Here is a 16,307-nt window from a genome sequence, read left to right as displayed (position 1 = left end):
TTATTTCCCGTTGGCATCCGCTACAAACAGCGCCTGACCCGCCACCTTGAAGTCGCCGATCAGCTTCTGGCCATGCTCGGAGATCAGCCAGTTCTTGAGGGTGCGGGCCCCTTCGGTGTTGAGATCCGTGTAGCGCTTGGGGTTGACCAGGATCACCTGATAGGGGTTGAACAGGCGCTTGTCACCCTCCAGCAGTACGGCGAGATCCAGCTTGCTCTGGTAGGCGAGCCAGGTGCCGCGGTCGGTCAGGGTGTAGGCACCCAGCTCCGAGGCCATGGTCAGGGTCGGGCCCATCCCCTGGCCGATGGATTTGTAACCGGCAAACTCGGGTTTGACGTCAGCGGCTTGCCACAGGGTCTTCTCCTTGATGTGGGTACCGGACTCGTCACCGCGGGAGATAAAGGTCTGGCCCTGCTCCTTGATGGCTTGCAGCCCCTTGGCCGCGTCGTGCAGCTTGGCCAGACCCGCCGGGTCTTTCGCCGGGCCGACGATAACAAAGTCGTTGTACATCAGGTGCACCGGCTCGATGCCAAAGCCCGCATCGACGAACTTCTTCTCGGCAGAGGGGGCGTGGGTCATCACCAGATCCGCGTCGCCGTTCTCGCCCATCTTCAGGCTCTGGCCGGTACCGGCCGCCATCACCTGCACCGGATAACCGGTCTCCTTGGTGAACTGGGGCAGCAACCAGCCCAGCAGACCGGACTGCTCGGTGCTGGTGGTGGTGGCGAGGCGGATCGGCGCTTTTGTGGCATTAGTATCCGCTTCGGCGTGGGCCGCACCGGCGATCAGCAGGCTGGTAGCGAGGGAGAGGGCAAAACGTTTGAGGCTGGTTTTTATCGTCATCGTGATGCAACTTTTTTCAGGGTGGCTGAGGAGAGGGCAAGAGTAAGCAAGCAGGGTGCCAAACTGTTCCTTTGCCGCTGCATTCACGGTTTGCCGTTTAAAAACATAAGCTTATTAGAATCAATTAGGTGAGCTTGTTATCGCTTTTAATAATTGGTGTTGGTGCTTTTGATACGGTAAGGACAAAATGTCCCACTAAGGTTCCGGTTATCGGGACATTCACCGACCGTACGTGCATCCGAGGTACTTTTTTCCATGACACTCCCTCCCAGCCGCTGGTCTGCCCTCTCCCTGCTTATCGTTGACGATGAGCCCGGCATGCGCAGCTTTCTGGCCAAGGCGCTGGCCAAGCGTTTTGCCCAGATTGAGACTGCCGCCAGCGTGGAGGAGGCGGAAGCCCTGCGCTGCCGCCTTCACTTTGACCTTATCATCGCCGACATCCGGCTGCCGGGGCGCTCCGGCATCGAGTGGCACGAGGCCATCGACCCGGCCACCCGCCGCAGCGACATCATCTTCATGACCGGTTTTGGCGATATGGAGACCGCCCTCAAGGCGCTGCGCCTCGGCGCCAGCGACTTTATCCTCAAGCCCTTCAACCTCGATCAGATGGTGCAGGCGGTGGACAGAGTCATCGAGCGCCGTCAGATGGAGCGGGAGAACCTGCTGCTGCGCCGGGAGGTGAGCAAGCTGTTCCCACCCACCCTGATTGGCGACAGTGCCAAGACCCGCGAGCTCAAGACGCTCATCGCCAGAGTAGCCCCCTCCAATGCCGCCGTATTGGTGGAGGGGGAGTCCGGCACCGGCAAGGAGCTGGTGGCCCGCGCCCTGCATCAACTCTCCGGCCGGATGGGGGCCTTTGTGCCCCTCAACTGCGCCTCCATCGCGCCGGAGCTGCTGGAAAGCGAGCTGTTTGGCCACGTGCAGGGGGCCTTTACCGGCGCCCGCAAGGGGCGCGACGGCCTGTTTCGGGTCGCCCATCAGGGCACCCTGTTTCTCGACGAGATCGGTGAGATGCCGCTCGCCATGCAGGCCTCCCTGCTGCGAGCGCTGGAGCAGAAGGCCATCCGCCCGGTGGGGGCCGAGCGCGAATTGGCGGTGGATGTGCGCATCGTCGCCGCCACCAACCGCAACCTCAAGGCCGAGGTGGAGGCGGGCCGCTTTCGCGAAGATCTCTTCTATCGCCTCAACGTGGTGGCGCTGCCGGTCGCCCCGCTGCGGGAGCGGATCGACGATATCCCCGCGCTGGTGCACCACTTTACCCGCCAGCTCACCGCCGAGATGGGGATGGGCTCCTTGAGCTGGACCCACGAGGATGTGGTGGCGATGCAGGCCTATCCCTGGCCCGGCAACGTGCGGGAGCTGCGCAACCTCATCGAGCGCTGCCTGCTGCTGGGCAAGCCCCCGGCGGATTACTGGCAGAGCAGCAAGCCTGCCGAACAGGGCGCGAGCGAGGAGGGCTACCCGCTGGCGTGGCCGCTGGCGGAGGTAGAAAAAGCCCACATCCTGCAAGTGGTGGCCAGCCATGATGGCAACAAGTCGGCTGCCTCCCGGGTGCTCGGGGTGGCGCGCAAGACGCTGGATCGCAAATTCAAGGAGTGGGCCATCGAATGAGGAAGGCTGATCGGATGGGGTGGCGATGAAACTGACCCTGCTCTCCCGCTGCATGCGCGCCCTGTTGCCCCGTTGCGTGCGCACCAAGGTGCGCTGGCGCCTGCTGCTGCTCACCTCGGTACCCATCATGCTCACCCTGGTGGGCATGATCGCGCTCACCCTCTATTGGACCCTCACCTACAGCTGGCAGAACCTGCTCACCACGGTGCGCAGCGATCTCGGGGTGGCCCATCACGCCATCACGGTGCAGCAGCAGCGCCAGACCGAGCATCTCGAGCATCTGCGCGATGCCTGGGCTTTTCAGCTGCGGCTGCGGGAATCGCCGGATCAGCTGCATGACTGGGTGATGCCGCTGGCGGCCAACTATGGTCTCGATTTTCTACGCTTGCGCCGTGGCCCCGAGCTTGATCAGCTGACGGCGCAGGAGCGCGCCGCCCTCACGGCCGGACGCAGCGTCAGCCACTTTGTGGTCTGGTCGCAGCAGGAGATGCTCGCCCTCTCCCCGCAACTGGCCAAGCGGGCCGTGCTGTGGCAGCGGGATGGCACCAGGGTGGTGGAGAACAGGGGGCTGATCAGCCTCTCACTGACGCCGGTGATGGGCCGCGACGGCTCCCTTTGGGCCGTGCTGGAGGGGGGCGAGCTTGTCAACGGCAGCACCCGGCTGGTGGATGAGCTCAAGGGGCAGGTGTTTGCCAAAAACACCCTGCCGGATGGCAGCGTTGGCACCGTCACCCTGTTTCTCGACGATCTGCGGGTGAGCACCAACGTACCGGTCAGCAGTAGCCGTCAGGTGGGTCGGGCGGTGGGCACCCGGGTCTCGCCGCCAGTGCGCGATCAGGTGCTGGGACGGGGGGAGATGTGGGTTGACCGCGCCTTCGTCCACGACGCCTGGTATGTCTCGGGCTACGAGCCGCTCTTGGGAGCCAGGGGCGAGCGGCTCGGCATGCTCTATGTGGGCTTTCTCGAGTGGCCCATCATCCGCACCTACCTCACCAATCTGGTGGAGCTGGGCTCCGGCGTAGTGCTGCTGTTGCTGCTCTCCGGCCTGCTGGTCTATCGCGGCGCGCGGGATCTCTTCTCCCCCATCGAGCGGATGCACAAGGTGGTGCGGCAGGTGCAGGCCGGGGAGTCGGCTCGCATCGGCCCGCTGGCCCTCGACCCTGACCACGAGCTGGCCCAGCTCGGTCGCCAGTTCGACGCCATGCTGGACAGGCAAGAAGCGCATCAGCAGCAGATGGCTCGCAGTGCCGATGAGCTGGAGCAGAAGGTGGCCGAGCGCACCCAAAGTCTCGAGCTCAAGACTGCCGAGCTGGAAGATCATATTCATATGCTGACCGAGGCGCGCCAGCAGCTGCTGATCAGCGAGAAGCTGGCGGCCCTCGGCGAGCTCTCTGCCGGGGTGGCCCACGAGATCAACAACCCCTTGGCGGTGATCCTCGGCAATGTGGAGCTGATGAAGCTGGAGCTGGGGGAGGCGGCCGAGCCGGTCAGCGAGGAGCTGGCGCTGGTGCTGGCACAGATCGAGCGCATTCGCGCCATCACCCGCAGCCTGCTGCAATATTCGCGCCCCGGCGATTACGAGACCGCACCTGTGTGGCAGCACCTCAATCCCATCATCGAGGAGAGCCTGACGCTGGTGCGCTCCGCCCTGCGTCAGCAGCAGGTGGAGCTGGTGGCCGATCTCAGGGCCCAGCAGCCCATCGAGGCGGATCGTCAGCAGCTGCTGCAGGTGCTGATAAACCTCTTGGTCAACGCCAGCCACGCGCTGGGAGAGCAGGGGGAGATCCGGGTCGAGAGCCGCGACTGGGTCGATGAACTGGGTCAGTTGCGCGGGGCCGAGGTGCGGGTCATCGACAACGGCAGCGGCATCGAGGCGGCCATTATCGACAAGATCTTCGACCCCTTCTTCACCACCCGCGCCACCGGCACCGGGCTGGGGCTGGCCCTGAGCCACCGCATCATCAGCCGCTGGGGCGGGGAGCTCTTGGTGGACTCCACCCCGGGGCAGGGGAGCTGCTTTACCGTGCGGCTGTGCAGCCACGCCCTGCTGCCCAGCGGTAGCGAGCCTGCGAAACTGGAAGGGTGGCGCATCGCCCTCAATGCCGAGGGGCGTGAGACAAGCGATTGATGCTGTTATAAAAAGGCCCGTGATAAAAACAGCCCGTCAACATGGTTGACGGGCTGTTTTGTCGGTGGGTGAGTGGTTATTTACTGCGGACTCCACACCAGCTTGCCGCTTTGGGTCAGGTCATAGCCGCCGAGGCGTGCCGCCAGCTCGCGCCCCTCGGGGGATTGCAGCCAGCCGATCAGCTGTTGCAGCAGGGTGCGAAAGAAGACCCCCTGCGGCATCACCAGATCGAAGCACTCCTGCGACAGCGGCATAAAGCCGAGGCCAAACTCGGTGGCGGTGCTCTGGGCGCCGGGCCCGACATCCGCATCGCCGCGGCTGATGGCGGCAGCCAGCTCCCGCTCGCTATTGACCTCGAGGGTGCGCTCCAGCCGGGTCAGCAACTCCCCCTGGGTTTGCAGCCACTCCTGCAGGGCGCGCTGGCTGCCAGCGCCTTCCTGACGCATGGCCCAGCGCCAGTCGAGCGCCTCTTTCGCCTCCTTGGGTTGCAGCCCTTGCCGCAGCACCAGCCCCTGCACCCGCCTGAATCCATGAACGATCACCCATTGCCGGTGGCCCTGATACTGCTGCACCAGCGCCGGGTGGCGCAGGTGCGCCTCCTCGGCCTGCCCCCAGTGGATGGCGCAGAGATCCACATGGCCGCGCGCCAGCATCGCCAGCCCCTGTCGGGTGCCGCACGGGGTGTAGCCCACCAGTGCCTGGGTGCCGAGCTGCTGGGCCAAGCGGCTGCTGGCGTAGTGGAGCAGCACGTCGTCCGAGCCTGCCAGCAGCAGCCGGTCGTTCATCACTCCCTCGTGGCAACTGCCGAGCAGCCAGCGGTCGAGCAGGGAGCGGGGAAACAGCCACTTGCCGGTCGCCTTGGTGGCGGGGATGCGCGCCTCGTTGGCGAGCTGGTAGACCTTCTTCTCGTTGAGATCGAGGTATTCCGCCACCTGCTTGACGTTCATAAACTCGTTCATGACTTGTTCCTGACCCCTGTGGTGGCGTGGTCGAGATACAGAGCGATCTGTTCGGCACTCATAAATTCGTTCATTGCCTAGTCCCGCATCCCTCGACTGGCTGAACCGGGCGCCAGCACCGGCGGCTTCTCGTCCAGCACCATATGGTCGTGACCGCTGAATACCTCGAAATGGCGCCCCTTGGCGCGGGCAATCATGGTGATACCGAGCTGGCGGGCCAGATCCAGCCCCATCTGGGTGACGCCGGAGCGCGACAGCAGCACCGGAATGCCCATCTGCGCCACCTTGATCACCATCTCCGAGGTGAGCCGCCCGGTGGTGTAGAAGATCTTGTCGTGGCCACTCTCGCCGCGCATCCAGAGCTCGCCCGCCAGGGTATCCACCGCATTGTGGCGTCCCACATCTTCGACAAAGGAGAGGATTTCACTGCCGCGACAGATGGCGCAGCCATGGACGGCACCGGCCATCTTGTAGGTTTCGTTATGGGCCGACAGCGCCTTGAGCAGGGCGTAGAGGGTGCTCTGTTTAAGCTCGGGCGCCGGCAAGACCACCCCTTCGAGCTTCTTCATCACGCTGCCATACATGGTGCCCTGACCGCAGCCGGAGGTGACCGTCTTCTTCTCCAGCGACTTGTCGAGATCGGCGGCCTGCTGGCTGCTCACCACGGCGGCGGCCTCGCTCTCCCAGTCGACGATCACCGACTCGATGGCCGAGATATCCTCGATAAAGCCCTGATTTTTCAGATAACCCAGCACCAGCGCCTCGGGGCGGGCCCCCAGCGTCATCAGGGTTACTATCTCCTTCCAGTTGAGGTAGACAGTCAGTGGTCGCTCACAGGCGATTTGGCGGGTGTTCATTGTGCCCTGTTCATCCATCACCTCGACGGCCATGGTGAGCTGGGCGGCAGCATTGCTTTTGATAAAGGTCGGTGTCATGGGCCCCTCGCGACCGGTTGCCGGGATCTAAGGGGAGGGATACAGCAAGTTTTGTTCCAGATTATTTTTGAACGAGGTGGGAAAAAGAAGAGCTAAGTGACATACAAAAAAGGTGAGTATCCAAATATGTTTTAAGGTGGCCGAACCTGCCCAGACGATACCTCAAGCAGTTTTGCTAAACCAAAGAGAAAAGGCGGCTCATGTATCGTTTCATGGCGTAACTTCCCTTCAAGACTGACAATTCGGAAATAGGCTAACCACCATCCCAGCGGTTTCGCAGGATGTTGATGTTGTAGTCCCCAAGGACTTGGAATCCCTAGGTCTAGAATAATCAAATCCATAACTCGATGTAGTTCATCGAGATTCAGTGGAGTTCGATTACCAGAGCGGTCGGTGACCACTAGTTCCATTTACCATCCCAGTCTCATGTCTCTTTGGTAAAAATCTACCCTACGTATAAGTCCACCGCTGCTTCAGTCGACTTAACCTCAACTGGAAGATTTGGCGTCTCCTCCAGTTAAACAGATATCAGAACTCAGCTATTAACCAATTATTCGACATTACATTTGTCATGACGTTAGTTACCAAGCGTGATACTGCATTGAATTGAAGTAGTTAATCACTTGTTCATTTTCAGTTCGGTGTGCTCGCGCATTTGAGCATTTGCGTCACTGTTTATTCAATAAACGCTCCTCTGGTTGAGACTTCGTAACCGGCCAGGCTGCAAAGCCTAAGCATTCATAAAGAGTCTCTGATTTGCTGCCAGAGATAGCTAATGACCTCACGGACAGCCCATCGTTTGAGTTCATATTTCACGATTTGCGGCCATGAAACATTGTTTCTGCCGTCATTTTTTCCGTGATTATTTTTCTCAGACTTAGATTTTGAATGCTTACTTTCATTTAATTTGGGATTTGTTCTCTTGCGTCTCGTCATATCTCAAACTCTCAGATATGAGGGACGCCTGAATTACCTGTTTGCCGCGGGTAGTCACGGCCATAACTAACTGGGGTCAGTTGAGTAGGGTTTCAACCCGGCGAAAGAACATTTTTTGCTGAGCCCTTAAAGTTTCATCTCGCATGTTGGGCTTCGCTGCGCTTAGCGCCAACCTACGCCCGCGCCAACCCATACTCCGCACGACACGCCAACCCGTATCAAAGCCCCCATCAGCCATCAAACCGGCCTTGGCCCCACTCTTGCTAAGTCTTATCCCATTGATGGTCGTGGCCGCCATAAATCTCCTGCCGTGATCCGCCCCGAACAGGGTGGATCACGGGGGAGGGCGGCCCGGCAGAGACCTTCTGATGGGAGCCGTGACAGTGCAAGAGACAACCAATACCTTGCCCCCGCAGCGCTGGCTGCAACTGGAGTTAAAGGCCATCGACAGCCAGGTTGGCCGCTGGCAGAGCCGCCGTTTCGAGATTGCGGCGCTCCATCCCGCCGAGCCTGAGGCTGCCGGTGCCTTGGCCCTTACCCTGTTTCGCGATGAGCGAGGGGATTATCGCTTCAATCTGAGCTCCGGCTCGCCCCGCCTCTTTGTGACCGGAAGCCGCGTGGACAATGGCTTTGTGGCCGATGGCCTGACCTTGAGCCAGACCGTGGCCGCCGCCTATATGGATGGCGAGCGGCAGGTGCTCTCCTGCCCGCTGCCCGAGGCGCTGCAAGCCTGGGTGGAGGCCTTTATCGGCCGCCACGGCGAGCTGCTGGAGGCCCGTCGCAAGGGCAAGAAGGGCAAGGGGCGGGCGCAGGATCAGTTGGGTGTCGATACGGTAGATCAAGCCAGCTGTGGCGCCGTTAAAGCCACTGGCCCCGATGGCCGTGAGCGTGGCAGTGACAGCGGAAATCGCGCCCATGAGTGAGTTCCTCAAGCGCTGGTCGTCGCGCAAGAGTGAGGCGCGCAAGCATCAGGCATTGCAGCCGAGGGAAGAGGTTAGCCCCGAGGCTGTTGCTGCCCCCATCGAAGGCAGTGATGAAGCTAAAACTCCAGATACTGCGCTTGATAGCCCCGTAGTCAGCACTGACAAGGGGAGCTGTGAACCCCTTGCCATTGAGGGGGCCGAGAGTGGCGAACCGCAGCTGAAAACGGCTCAGCCTGGCAAGGCCAAACTCCCCGACAAGGAGGCGCTGCGGGCCATGTTTCGCAGCCATAAGCCGGATGGGCTCGACGACTACACCCAGGATTTCAGCCAGCCCGAATTGCTGCCTGCAGCCCTGACCGCCGGGCTGCGCAACTGGCTGGTGGATCAGGTGATCGCCCCGGAGAGCGAATCGGCCAACCCGGCCAGCGGGTCTGCTGAACCGGTGGCGGTTGTCAGCGCACCTGCCGCCGACGAGCTGGCTGATAACCATTCTCAAACCCACACCGACGATCGGGACATTTTGGTTTCCTCTGGTGGACAAAATGTCCCAACCAAAGGTGGGGGAATGGAACCCTCAGGATCCTGACTCCCTGTCAGTCACTTTTTTTCCGGGGGAGTTGGCTCGCCTCTTGCTCTCTCGGCTTACCAACAAGCGCCCATCCCATGAGGTGGTGCGCACAGGAGCGTATGTGAGCACTGAACAAACATTGCCAAATCTGGCCCCAAATCTAGCCCGCGAGGCGGGGGCGGCCGCGCATAACGCGCGCGCCTATGCCCTGCAGCATACGGTCAAGACCGACAACCTGATCCCGGCCACTGTCTCTTACCAGAGTCAGGGTCGCCTGCTGCTGGTTGGCCCGGAGGATCGGATTCGCCGCGCCGCCAGCCTGCTGCCCGCCGGGGTTAAACCCACCCTGCTGGTGACCGAATCCGTTTTTGATGCCGAGGCGGCAGATCTCGAAACCATTTTCGATGCCACCGCATCCCTCGCAGCCCTGACCCTGCGCGAACCGAGCCTGACAGGGTATCTCGGCCAGTTCCAGCTCACCGGCCTCAATGGGCAGGGGGAGCGGGTTAATCTGGCGGGGCTTTGCTTCCCACAACAAGGCTTTCCACACCAAGTGGCTGCTGTCAGTGAACAGTCACGCGAACCACGCTTCGATCTGGTGGCCGATCTGGGCCGCGTCCCGCTCTTTGCGCTGGAACGCCCGCCGGTCGGTTATCTGCATCTGGCTGATGACGATGGGCTGGCTGAACGGCTCGCCGAGCTCTGTGCACTGACCGGTATTTTCGACAAGCCGCGCTATTTTCGCCTCGACCCCGAAGCCTGCGCCTTTACCGCCCGCGGCGTGCCCGGTTGCAGCCGCTGTCTCGATGTCTGCCCGACCGATGCCCTCAAGCCCATCAATGGTCGCATTCAGATCGATCCCCATCTCTGTCAGGGCTTTGGCAGCTGTGCCTCTGCCTGTCCGACCGGGGCGATTGCCTATCATCAGCCCGATGCCAACACCAGCGGCGACTACCTGCTGCGCCTGCTCAAGCACTACCGCGAGGCGGGGGGCGACGCGCCCCAGCTGCTGATCGCCGGTGAAAGCGAGCGCGAATGGGTGGAAGCCGAACTCACCCGTCTGCCCGCCAACTGGCTGCCGGTCTGGGTGGAGGAGAGCGCGAGTTTAGGCATCGAGAGCTGGTTCGCCGCCCTTGCCTATGGCGCTAGCGCGGTGCGCATTGCGCTGGGTGACGATGCCCCCGCCAGCGTCCGTGCACTGGTTGAGCGGGAACTGGCGAGCGCCGCCGTGCTCTTGGCGGGCGCTGGGCTTGCTGCCGATCGCATTGCTCTGTTTGACGCAGATGCTGGTGAGCCTGTTTCCGGCCAGACAGCCCTTGCCCTGCTGGACAAGCCGCTCAAAGGGGACAAACGGGAAAACCTGTTTGCCGCCTTCGACGCCCTCTGGCAGGCCAACGAAGGGAGCCGTGAGCCGCTGGCGGTGCCCCACGGTGCCCCTTACGGCAGTGTGGAACTCAAAGAGTCTGACTGCACCCTCTGCATGGGTTGCGTGGCGGTCTGCCCGAGCCGTGCCCTGCATGCGGTGGGGCACACTCCGGGTCTCAACTTTATCGAGCAGGATTGCATCCAGTGCGGCATGTGCGAAAAGGCGTGCCCCGAGCAGGCCATCGTACTGGTGCCCCGCCTGCAACCCGTGCCCGAGGCGCGCCGCGCCGTGCAGAGCCTGAAAGCCGAAGAGGCCGCCTGCTGCATTCGTTGCGGCAAGCCGTTTGCGCCCGCCTCGATGATCCGCCGCATCCAGCAAAAACTGGCCGGTCACTCCCACTTCCAGAACGAGGCCGCCCAGCGGCTGCTGATGTGTGAGGACTGTCGGGTCAAGGATGTGTTTGCTGTGCTGGCGGCGGATCCCGTCTCCCAGCTCAAGGTGTGAGGGCCAGTGATGAGTGAACAACATAACGAAAAGGCTGGCGAACTGACCATGACCGAACTGGAACAGAGCAGCGCCGATCTCTACGCCCTGCTGGCAAGCCTCTGGCGCGCCGCCCCCCGTGGTGAACAGCTCGCCTGGCTGCAAGGGTTGCAGGCTATGCCGGGCCCCTTTGCCAGAGGGCTGGGGCTGGTGCAGCTGGCGGCCAGTAGCCACCACGAAAACGAGCTTGCCGAGGAGTATCAGGATCTCTTTATCGGGCTGGGGCGCGGGGAGATAGTGCCGTTTGCCTCCTGGTATCTCACTGGCTCCCTGATGGAGCTGCCGCTGGCGGTGCTGCGGGCAGATCTGCAGTCGCTGGGTTTCGAGCGCCAGAGCGGAGTGTGCGAGCCGGAAGATCATCTCGCCGCCCTCTGTGAGGTGATGGCGGTACTGATTGGCGAGCAGCATCCGGAGCGCAACCGCTTCTATGAGCGCCACCTTGCCCCCTGGGTACTCGCCTGCTGCCGCGATCAGCAACAGGCGAAAGGGGGCAGCTTCTACCGGGCAGTCGGCGCCCTTGCCGAAGATTTCTTCAAGCTGGAAAACGAATTGCGCCTGCCGTTTGGCGCCTGCGTGGTGCCGGGCTGAACGCCCCTATCTGCGCATAACAAGAGCTGCGCATAACAAAACGAACAGACGAGATATCCCATTGGACGCGAAGCTGGCGCGCAGGCGCCGGACATTACAAAAACAGAGGTCACAAGAATGAGCGATGAACAGCTGAAAGACCCGTCCCGCCGCAATCTGATCAAGGGAGTTGGCGTGGTCGCCACCATAGGCGTACTGGCCGGTGCTGCCGGTCGGGTGGTGAGCAAAGAGGCGCTGACCCACGATACCAAGCCTGATCAGGGCTATCGGGAGACCCCCCATGTTCACGACTTTTATCGCACCCTGCGCGGCACCGACTGAGCCGGATCAGTGAAGGAGAATTCATGAAACTGACAAAACGTGCCGAGCAGCCCCAGGCGGGCGAGCAGGGTAATGAGGCCATTCGCGGTCAGGGGCTGACCCGTCGCGCCTTTATGGTCAACTCCGGTCTGGTGGCCGGTGGCGCCGTGGCGGCTGGCTGGCTGGCACCTGCCATGATGCAGCGGGCCGAGGCCAAAACCGTGGCAGCCGAGGTGCCGGTCGAGGTGAAGCGCACCATCTGCTCCCACTGCTCGGTGGGCTGCGGCGTCTATGCCGAGGTGCAGAACGGTGTCTGGACCGGTCAGGAGCCGGCTTTCGATCACCCCTTCAACCTTGGCGGTCACTGCGCCAAGGGGGCGGCCCTGCGCGAGCACGGCCACGGTGAGCGTCGCCTCAAGTACCCGATGAAGCTGGTGGGCGGCAAGTGGCAGCGCATCAGCTGGGATCAGGCCATCGAAGAGGTGGGCAACGAAGTGCTGCGCCTGCGCAAGGAGTCCGGCCCCGACAGCGTCTACTGGCTCGGCTCCGCCAAGCACTCCAACGAGCAGGCCTACCTGTTTCGCAAGATGGCGTCCTTGTGGGGCACCAACAACGTGGATCATCAGGCGCGCATCTGCCACTCCACCACGGTCGCTGGCGTCGCCAACACCTGGGGCTACGGTGCCATGACCAACAGCCTGAACGACATGCACAACAGTAAGTCGATCATGTTTATCGGCTCCAACCCGGCGGAGGCCCACCCGGTCGCCATGCAGCACATCCTGCTGGCGAAAGAGCGCAACGGCTGCAAGATCCTGGTGGTCGACCCGCGCCGCACCCGCACCGCCGCCAAGGCGGACATGTACCTCTCCCTGCGCCCAGGCACCGACGTCGCCTTTATCTGGGGCATGCTCTGGCACATCTTCAAGAACGGTTGGGAAGATAAAGGGTTCATCCGCACCCGCGTCTACGGCATGGACGAGGTGCAAAAAGAGGTGGCGCGCTGGACTCCGGCGGAAGTTGAGCGGGTGACCGGCCTCAACGAACAGCAGGTCTATGGCGCCGCCAAACTGCTGGCCGACAACCGCCCCGGCTGCGTGGTCTGGTGCATGGGCGGTACCCAGCACACCACAGGCAACAACAATACCCGCGCATACTGCATCCTCGAACTGGCCCTCGGCAACGTGGGCAAGAGCGGGGCGGGCACCAACATCTTCCGCGGTCACGACAACGTGCAGGGCGCCACCGACTTTGGCGTCACCTCCGACTCTCTGCCCGGCTACTACGGGCTGGAAGAGGGCCCCTGGAAGCACTGGGCCCGGGTGTGGGACGTCGATTACGAGTGGATCAAGGCCCGCTTCGACAACAAGGCCTACAACGGCAAGTTGCCGATGAACAATAACGGCATTCCGGTCTCCCGCTGGGTTGATGGTGTGCTGGAGAACGCCGATCTCATCGAGCAGGGCTCCAATATTCGCGCCATGTTCTACTGGGGCCATGCGGTCAACTCCCAGACCCGTGGCCCCGAGATGAAGAAGGCGATGCAAAAGCTCGACATGATGGTGATTGTCGACCCGTACCCCACAGTCGCCGCCGTCATGAACGATCGCACCGACGGCGTCTACCTGCTGCCGGCCACCACCCAGTTCGAAACCTATGGCTCCGTCACTGCCACCAACCGCTCCATGCAGTGGCGCGACAAGGTGATAGAACCCCTGTTCGAATCCAAGGTCGACCACGAAATCATGTATCTGTTGAGCAAGAAACTCGGCTTTGCCGATGAGCTGTTCAAGCACATCAAGGTGGAGAACAACGAGCCGCTCTTGGAAGACATCACCCGCGAATACAACCGCGGCATGTGGAGCGTGGGTTACACAGGCCAGAGCCCAGAGCGGCTCAAGGCGCACCAGCAGAACTGGCACACCTTCCACAAGACCAACCTCAAGGCCGAAGGCGGCCCGGTCAGCGGCGAAGTGTATGGTCTGCCCTGGCCCTGCTGGGGCACCCCTGAGATGAAGCATCCCGGCAGCCACATCCTCTACGACACCAGCATTCCGGTATCGGAAGGGGGCGGTGGTTTCCGCGCCCGCTTCGGCATCGAGTATCAGGGCGTCTCGCTGCTCGCCGAAGACTCCTGGCCGAAGGGGAGCGAGGTGGAAGACGGCTATCCCGAGATCACTGCCGACCTGATGAAGCAGCTCGGCTGGTGGGATGAGCTGACCGAGGCCGAGAAGAAAGAGGCCGAGGGCAAGAACTGGAAGACCGATCTCTCCGGCGGTATCCAGCGGGTCGCCATCAAGCATGGCTTCGTGCCCTACGGCAACGCCAAGGCGCGCTGCGTAGTGTGGACCTTCCCGGATCAGGTGCCCAAGCACCGCGAGCCGCTCTACACCCCGCGCCGGGATCTGCTGGCCGACTACGCCACCTGGCCTGATTCGAAGAGCCTGTGGCGCCTGCCGACCCAGTACGCCTCGGTGCAGGAGAAGGACGTCAGCAAGGAGTTCCCGATCATCCTCACCTCCGGCCGTCTGGTGGAGTACGAGGGGGGCGGTGACGAGACCCGCTCCAACCCCTGGCTGGCTGAATTGCAGCAGGAGATGTTCGTCGAGATGAACCCGGCGGATGCCAACGATGTCGGCGTGCGCGACGGTCAGGATGTGTGGGTCGAGGGGCCGGAAGGGGGCCGGGTCAAGGTGAAGGCGCTGGTGACCCCGCGGGTCAAGCCGGGGCTCGCCTTTATGCCGTTCCACTTCGGCGGCCACTTCGAGGGCAAGGATCTGCGATCCAAATATCCGGAAGGGTCTGACCCCTATGTGCTGGGGGAGTCGGTCAACATAGTCACCACCTATGGTTATGACCCGGTCACCCAGATGCAGGAGACCAAGGTCACCCTGTGCCGTTTTCGCAAAGTAGGAGCCTGATCCCATGGCCAGAATGAAATTCATGTGTGACACCAAGCGCTGCATCGAGTGCAACGGCTGTGTGACGGCGTGCAAGAACGAGAACGACGATGCCCTGGAGTGGGGCATCCAGCGCCGCCGGGTGGTGACCCTCAACGACGGCCTACCGGGGGAGACCTCCATCTCGGTCGCCTGCATGCACTGCACCGACGCCCCCTGCATGGCGGTTTGCCCCGCCGACTGCTTCTATCACACCGACGACGGCATAGTGCTGCACAACAAGGATCTCTGCATCGGTTGCGGCTACTGCCTGTTTGCCTGCCCGTTTGGGGCGCCCCAGTTCCCGAAGACCGCTGCCTTTGGCGATCGGGGCAAGATGGACAAGTGCACCTTCTGTGCCGGCGGCCCGGAAGAGGATCACAGCGAAGCGGAGCGCCAGAAGTACGGTGCCAACCGCATCGCCGAGGGCAAGCTGCCCATGTGTGCCGAGCTCTGCTCCACCAAGGCACTGCTGGCGGGGGATGCGCAGGTGATCTCCGATATCTTCCGCGAGCGGGTTGCCTATCGTGGTGCTCCTCACGCAGCTTGGGGGGCTGATGAACAGGCGCTCTATCGCGACGCCAGCAAACCTCACGATGGCAGAGGCAAGGGGCTCAAGCTTGGCAAGCAGGAGGATGGCCAATGAGACACTGGCTGACAGCGCTGCTGACGGCCTTGCTGCTGTTCAGCGCGCCCGGCTTCGCTGATGCGCAGAAAGAGGCGGTCGGCTTTGCCGGCGCCGATTATTGGCGGGCGGTGAAGGATGGGCAGGAGGGGGTGACCACCTCCCGCTCGCCGGAGCACGGGGTGCTGATCTCGGTGCCGGGCCAGCTCTGGTTCGAGGTGAAGACCAAGTGGGTGTCGCCGCTCGGTGCCATCGCTATCTTCGGGTCGCTCGCCATGTGCGGTCTGATGTACCTGATCGTGGGGCAGACCAAGCTCTCCAAACCGCGCACCGGGCGCAAGCTCAAGCGCTGGAGCCGGCTGGATCGGGCGCTGCACTGGACCACGGCGGCCATGTTCCTGACCCTCTCCGGGTCGGGGCTGGCCATCATCTACGGCAAGTACTTCATCAAGCCGGTGGTGAGCCTCGGGGTGTGGGAGAACTGGATCTGGTTTGCCAAGGTGTTCCACAACTACGTGGGGCCGCTCTTCTTCCTCTGCCTGATGGGGGTGCTCATCAAGTGGTTCCGCCACAACATCGTCAACATGGTGGATGTGCAGTGGTTCATGAAGTTTGGCGGCATGCTCGGCAAGCACAAGGGGAGTCACCCCTCGGCGGGCTTCTCCAACGGTGGCGAGAAGGCGATCTTCTGGCTGCTGATCTGGTTTGGCGGCATTGTGGTGGCGACCGGGCTGTTCCTCGACTTCCCCATCTTCGGCCAGCTGCGCCGTCAGATGGAGTGGGCTAGCTTTATCCATATCGTCGGAGCGCTGATCCTTATCTGCGGCTTTATCTTCCATATCTACATGGGTCTGTTCCAGCTGGAAGGGGCGCTGGAGGGGATGGTGACCGGCGAGGTGGACGAGACCTGGGCCAAGGAGCACCACGACCTCTGGTATGAAGAGGTGAAGCACACCCTCGATGAGCCCAAGGCGGGCAAATCAAGCTGATGGTCGACAAAGAGTAAAGAGAAGGGGCGCTACGACGCCCCTTTTGATGGCGGG

Annotated in this window: 13 protein-coding genes; 10 read left to right on the top strand and 3 right to left on the bottom strand. The window is 62.2% G+C overall.

Annotated elements, in window-relative coordinates:
- On the bottom strand, positions 1-843 hold the full coding sequence (locus AB5Y71_RS06570; RefSeq protein ID WP_368171246.1) for a substrate-binding domain-containing protein: 843 nt from the start codon (positions 841-843) through the stop codon (positions 1-3).
- 255 nt (positions 844-1,098) lie between these two features.
- Here AB5Y71_RS06570 and AB5Y71_RS06565 point away from each other — a divergent pair, with 255 nt between their 5' ends.
- Both AB5Y71_RS06565 and AB5Y71_RS06560 read left to right on the top strand, forming a co-directional pair.
- Positions 1,099-2,454: a sigma-54 dependent transcriptional regulator gene (locus AB5Y71_RS06565; RefSeq protein WP_058055711.1), complete on the top strand. Its 1,356-nt coding sequence runs from the start codon at positions 1,099-1,101 to the stop codon at positions 2,452-2,454.
- 25 nt (positions 2,455-2,479) lie between these two features.
- Entirely contained in the window at positions 2,480-4,582 is a 2,103-nt protein-coding gene (locus tag AB5Y71_RS06560; protein WP_368171245.1) for a cache domain-containing protein, read from the top strand.
- 80 nt (positions 4,583-4,662) lie between these two features.
- On the opposite strand, the gene AB5Y71_RS06555 is transcribed toward AB5Y71_RS06560, so the two are convergent.
- Positions 4,663-5,529: a helix-turn-helix transcriptional regulator gene (locus tag AB5Y71_RS06555; protein ID WP_307896826.1), complete on the bottom strand. Its 867-nt coding sequence runs from the start codon at positions 5,527-5,529 to the stop codon at positions 4,663-4,665.
- An 89-nt stretch (positions 5,530-5,618) separates the two neighbouring features.
- Entirely contained in the window at positions 5,619-6,476 is an 858-nt protein-coding gene (locus tag AB5Y71_RS06550; protein WP_257124554.1) for a formate dehydrogenase accessory sulfurtransferase FdhD, read from the bottom strand.
- Positions 6,477-7,780: 1,304 nt separating this feature from the next.
- Between AB5Y71_RS06550 and AB5Y71_RS06545 the strand changes: the two genes are divergently transcribed.
- The 8 genes from AB5Y71_RS06545 (at position 7,781) to AB5Y71_RS06510 (ending at position 16,253) form a co-directional block, all read left to right on the top strand.
- Positions 7,781-8,335: a DUF3305 domain-containing protein gene (locus tag AB5Y71_RS06545; protein WP_257124555.1), complete on the top strand. Its 555-nt coding sequence runs from the start codon at positions 7,781-7,783 to the stop codon at positions 8,333-8,335.
- Positions 8,328-8,921 carry a DUF3306 domain-containing protein gene (locus AB5Y71_RS06540; RefSeq protein WP_368171244.1) on the top strand — a complete coding sequence of 198 codons (594 nt, stop codon included), beginning with the start codon at positions 8,328-8,330 and terminating at the stop codon, positions 8,919-8,921. Before AB5Y71_RS06545 ends, AB5Y71_RS06540 begins: the two co-directional genes overlap by 8 nt.
- 103 nt (positions 8,922-9,024) lie before the next feature.
- The gene (locus tag AB5Y71_RS06535) at positions 9,025-10,773 is read left to right on the top strand and encodes a 4Fe-4S dicluster domain-containing protein (RefSeq protein WP_368171243.1); all 1,749 of its coding nucleotides are present in this window, start codon (positions 9,025-9,027) and stop codon (positions 10,771-10,773) included.
- Between the two features lie 9 nt (positions 10,774-10,782).
- Positions 10,783-11,400, top strand: coding sequence for a molecular chaperone (locus tag AB5Y71_RS06530; protein ID WP_076491393.1), 618 nt, complete (start codon positions 10,783-10,785; stop codon positions 11,398-11,400).
- Positions 11,401-11,517: 117 nt separating this feature from the next.
- A complete protein-coding gene (locus AB5Y71_RS06525) occupies positions 11,518-11,721 on the top strand; it encodes a transcriptional initiation protein Tat (protein ID WP_005347650.1) in 204 nt (67 codons plus the stop codon).
- Positions 11,722-11,744: 23 nt separating this feature from the next.
- Positions 11,745-14,621 carry a formate dehydrogenase subunit alpha gene (locus tag AB5Y71_RS06520; RefSeq protein WP_368171242.1) on the top strand — a complete coding sequence of 959 codons (2,877 nt, stop codon included), beginning with the start codon at positions 11,745-11,747 and terminating at the stop codon, positions 14,619-14,621.
- A gap of 4 nt (positions 14,622-14,625) precedes the next feature.
- Positions 14,626-15,285, top strand: a complete 660-nt coding sequence (gene fdh3B, locus AB5Y71_RS06515) for a formate dehydrogenase FDH3 subunit beta (RefSeq protein ID WP_005353752.1) — start codon at positions 14,626-14,628, stop codon at positions 15,283-15,285.
- Positions 15,282-16,253, top strand: coding sequence for a formate dehydrogenase subunit gamma (locus AB5Y71_RS06510; protein ID WP_111900502.1), 972 nt, complete (start codon positions 15,282-15,284; stop codon positions 16,251-16,253). Before fdh3B ends, AB5Y71_RS06510 begins: the two co-directional genes overlap by 4 nt.
- Positions 16,254-16,307 lie beyond the last annotated feature (54 nt).

It is taken from the genome of Aeromonas sp. R9-2, assembly GCF_040908025.1.
GTDB classification, from domain to species: domain Bacteria; phylum Pseudomonadota; class Gammaproteobacteria; order Enterobacterales; family Aeromonadaceae; genus Aeromonas; species Aeromonas veronii.
Note: the sequence above shows the minus strand (reverse complement) of the source record. Positions and strands in the feature narration are given on the sequence as shown.

What these genes read in the sequence shown, in the direction of transcription:
- AB5Y71_RS06550 (WP_257124554.1), bottom strand. Translation starts at nt 6,476, where the DNA reads ATGACACCGACCTTTATCAAAAGCAATGCTGCCGCCCAGCTCACCATG.
- AB5Y71_RS06565 (WP_058055711.1), top strand. Translation starts at nt 1,099, where the DNA reads ATGACACTCCCTCCCAGCCGCTGGTCTGCCCTCTCCCTGCTTATCGTT.
- AB5Y71_RS06570 (WP_368171246.1), bottom strand. Translation starts at nt 843, where the DNA reads ATGACGATAAAAACCAGCCTCAAACGTTTTGCCCTCTCCCTCGCTACC.
- AB5Y71_RS06560 (WP_368171245.1), top strand. Translation starts at nt 2,480, where the DNA reads ATGAAACTGACCCTGCTCTCCCGCTGCATGCGCGCCCTGTTGCCCCGT.
- AB5Y71_RS06540 (WP_368171244.1), top strand. Translation starts at nt 8,328, where the DNA reads ATGAGTGAGTTCCTCAAGCGCTGGTCGTCGCGCAAGAGTGAGGCGCGC.
- fdh3B (WP_005353752.1), top strand. Translation starts at nt 14,626, where the DNA reads ATGGCCAGAATGAAATTCATGTGTGACACCAAGCGCTGCATCGAGTGC.
- AB5Y71_RS06510 (WP_111900502.1), top strand. Translation starts at nt 15,282, where the DNA reads ATGAGACACTGGCTGACAGCGCTGCTGACGGCCTTGCTGCTGTTCAGC.
- AB5Y71_RS06520 (WP_368171242.1), top strand. Translation starts at nt 11,745, where the DNA reads ATGAAACTGACAAAACGTGCCGAGCAGCCCCAGGCGGGCGAGCAGGGT.
- AB5Y71_RS06545 (WP_257124555.1), top strand. Translation starts at nt 7,781, where the DNA reads ATGGGAGCCGTGACAGTGCAAGAGACAACCAATACCTTGCCCCCGCAG.
- AB5Y71_RS06530 (WP_076491393.1), top strand. Translation starts at nt 10,783, where the DNA reads ATGAGTGAACAACATAACGAAAAGGCTGGCGAACTGACCATGACCGAA.
- AB5Y71_RS06555 (WP_307896826.1), bottom strand. Translation starts at nt 5,529, where the DNA reads ATGAACGTCAAGCAGGTGGCGGAATACCTCGATCTCAACGAGAAGAAG.
- AB5Y71_RS06525 (WP_005347650.1), top strand. Translation starts at nt 11,518, where the DNA reads ATGAGCGATGAACAGCTGAAAGACCCGTCCCGCCGCAATCTGATCAAG.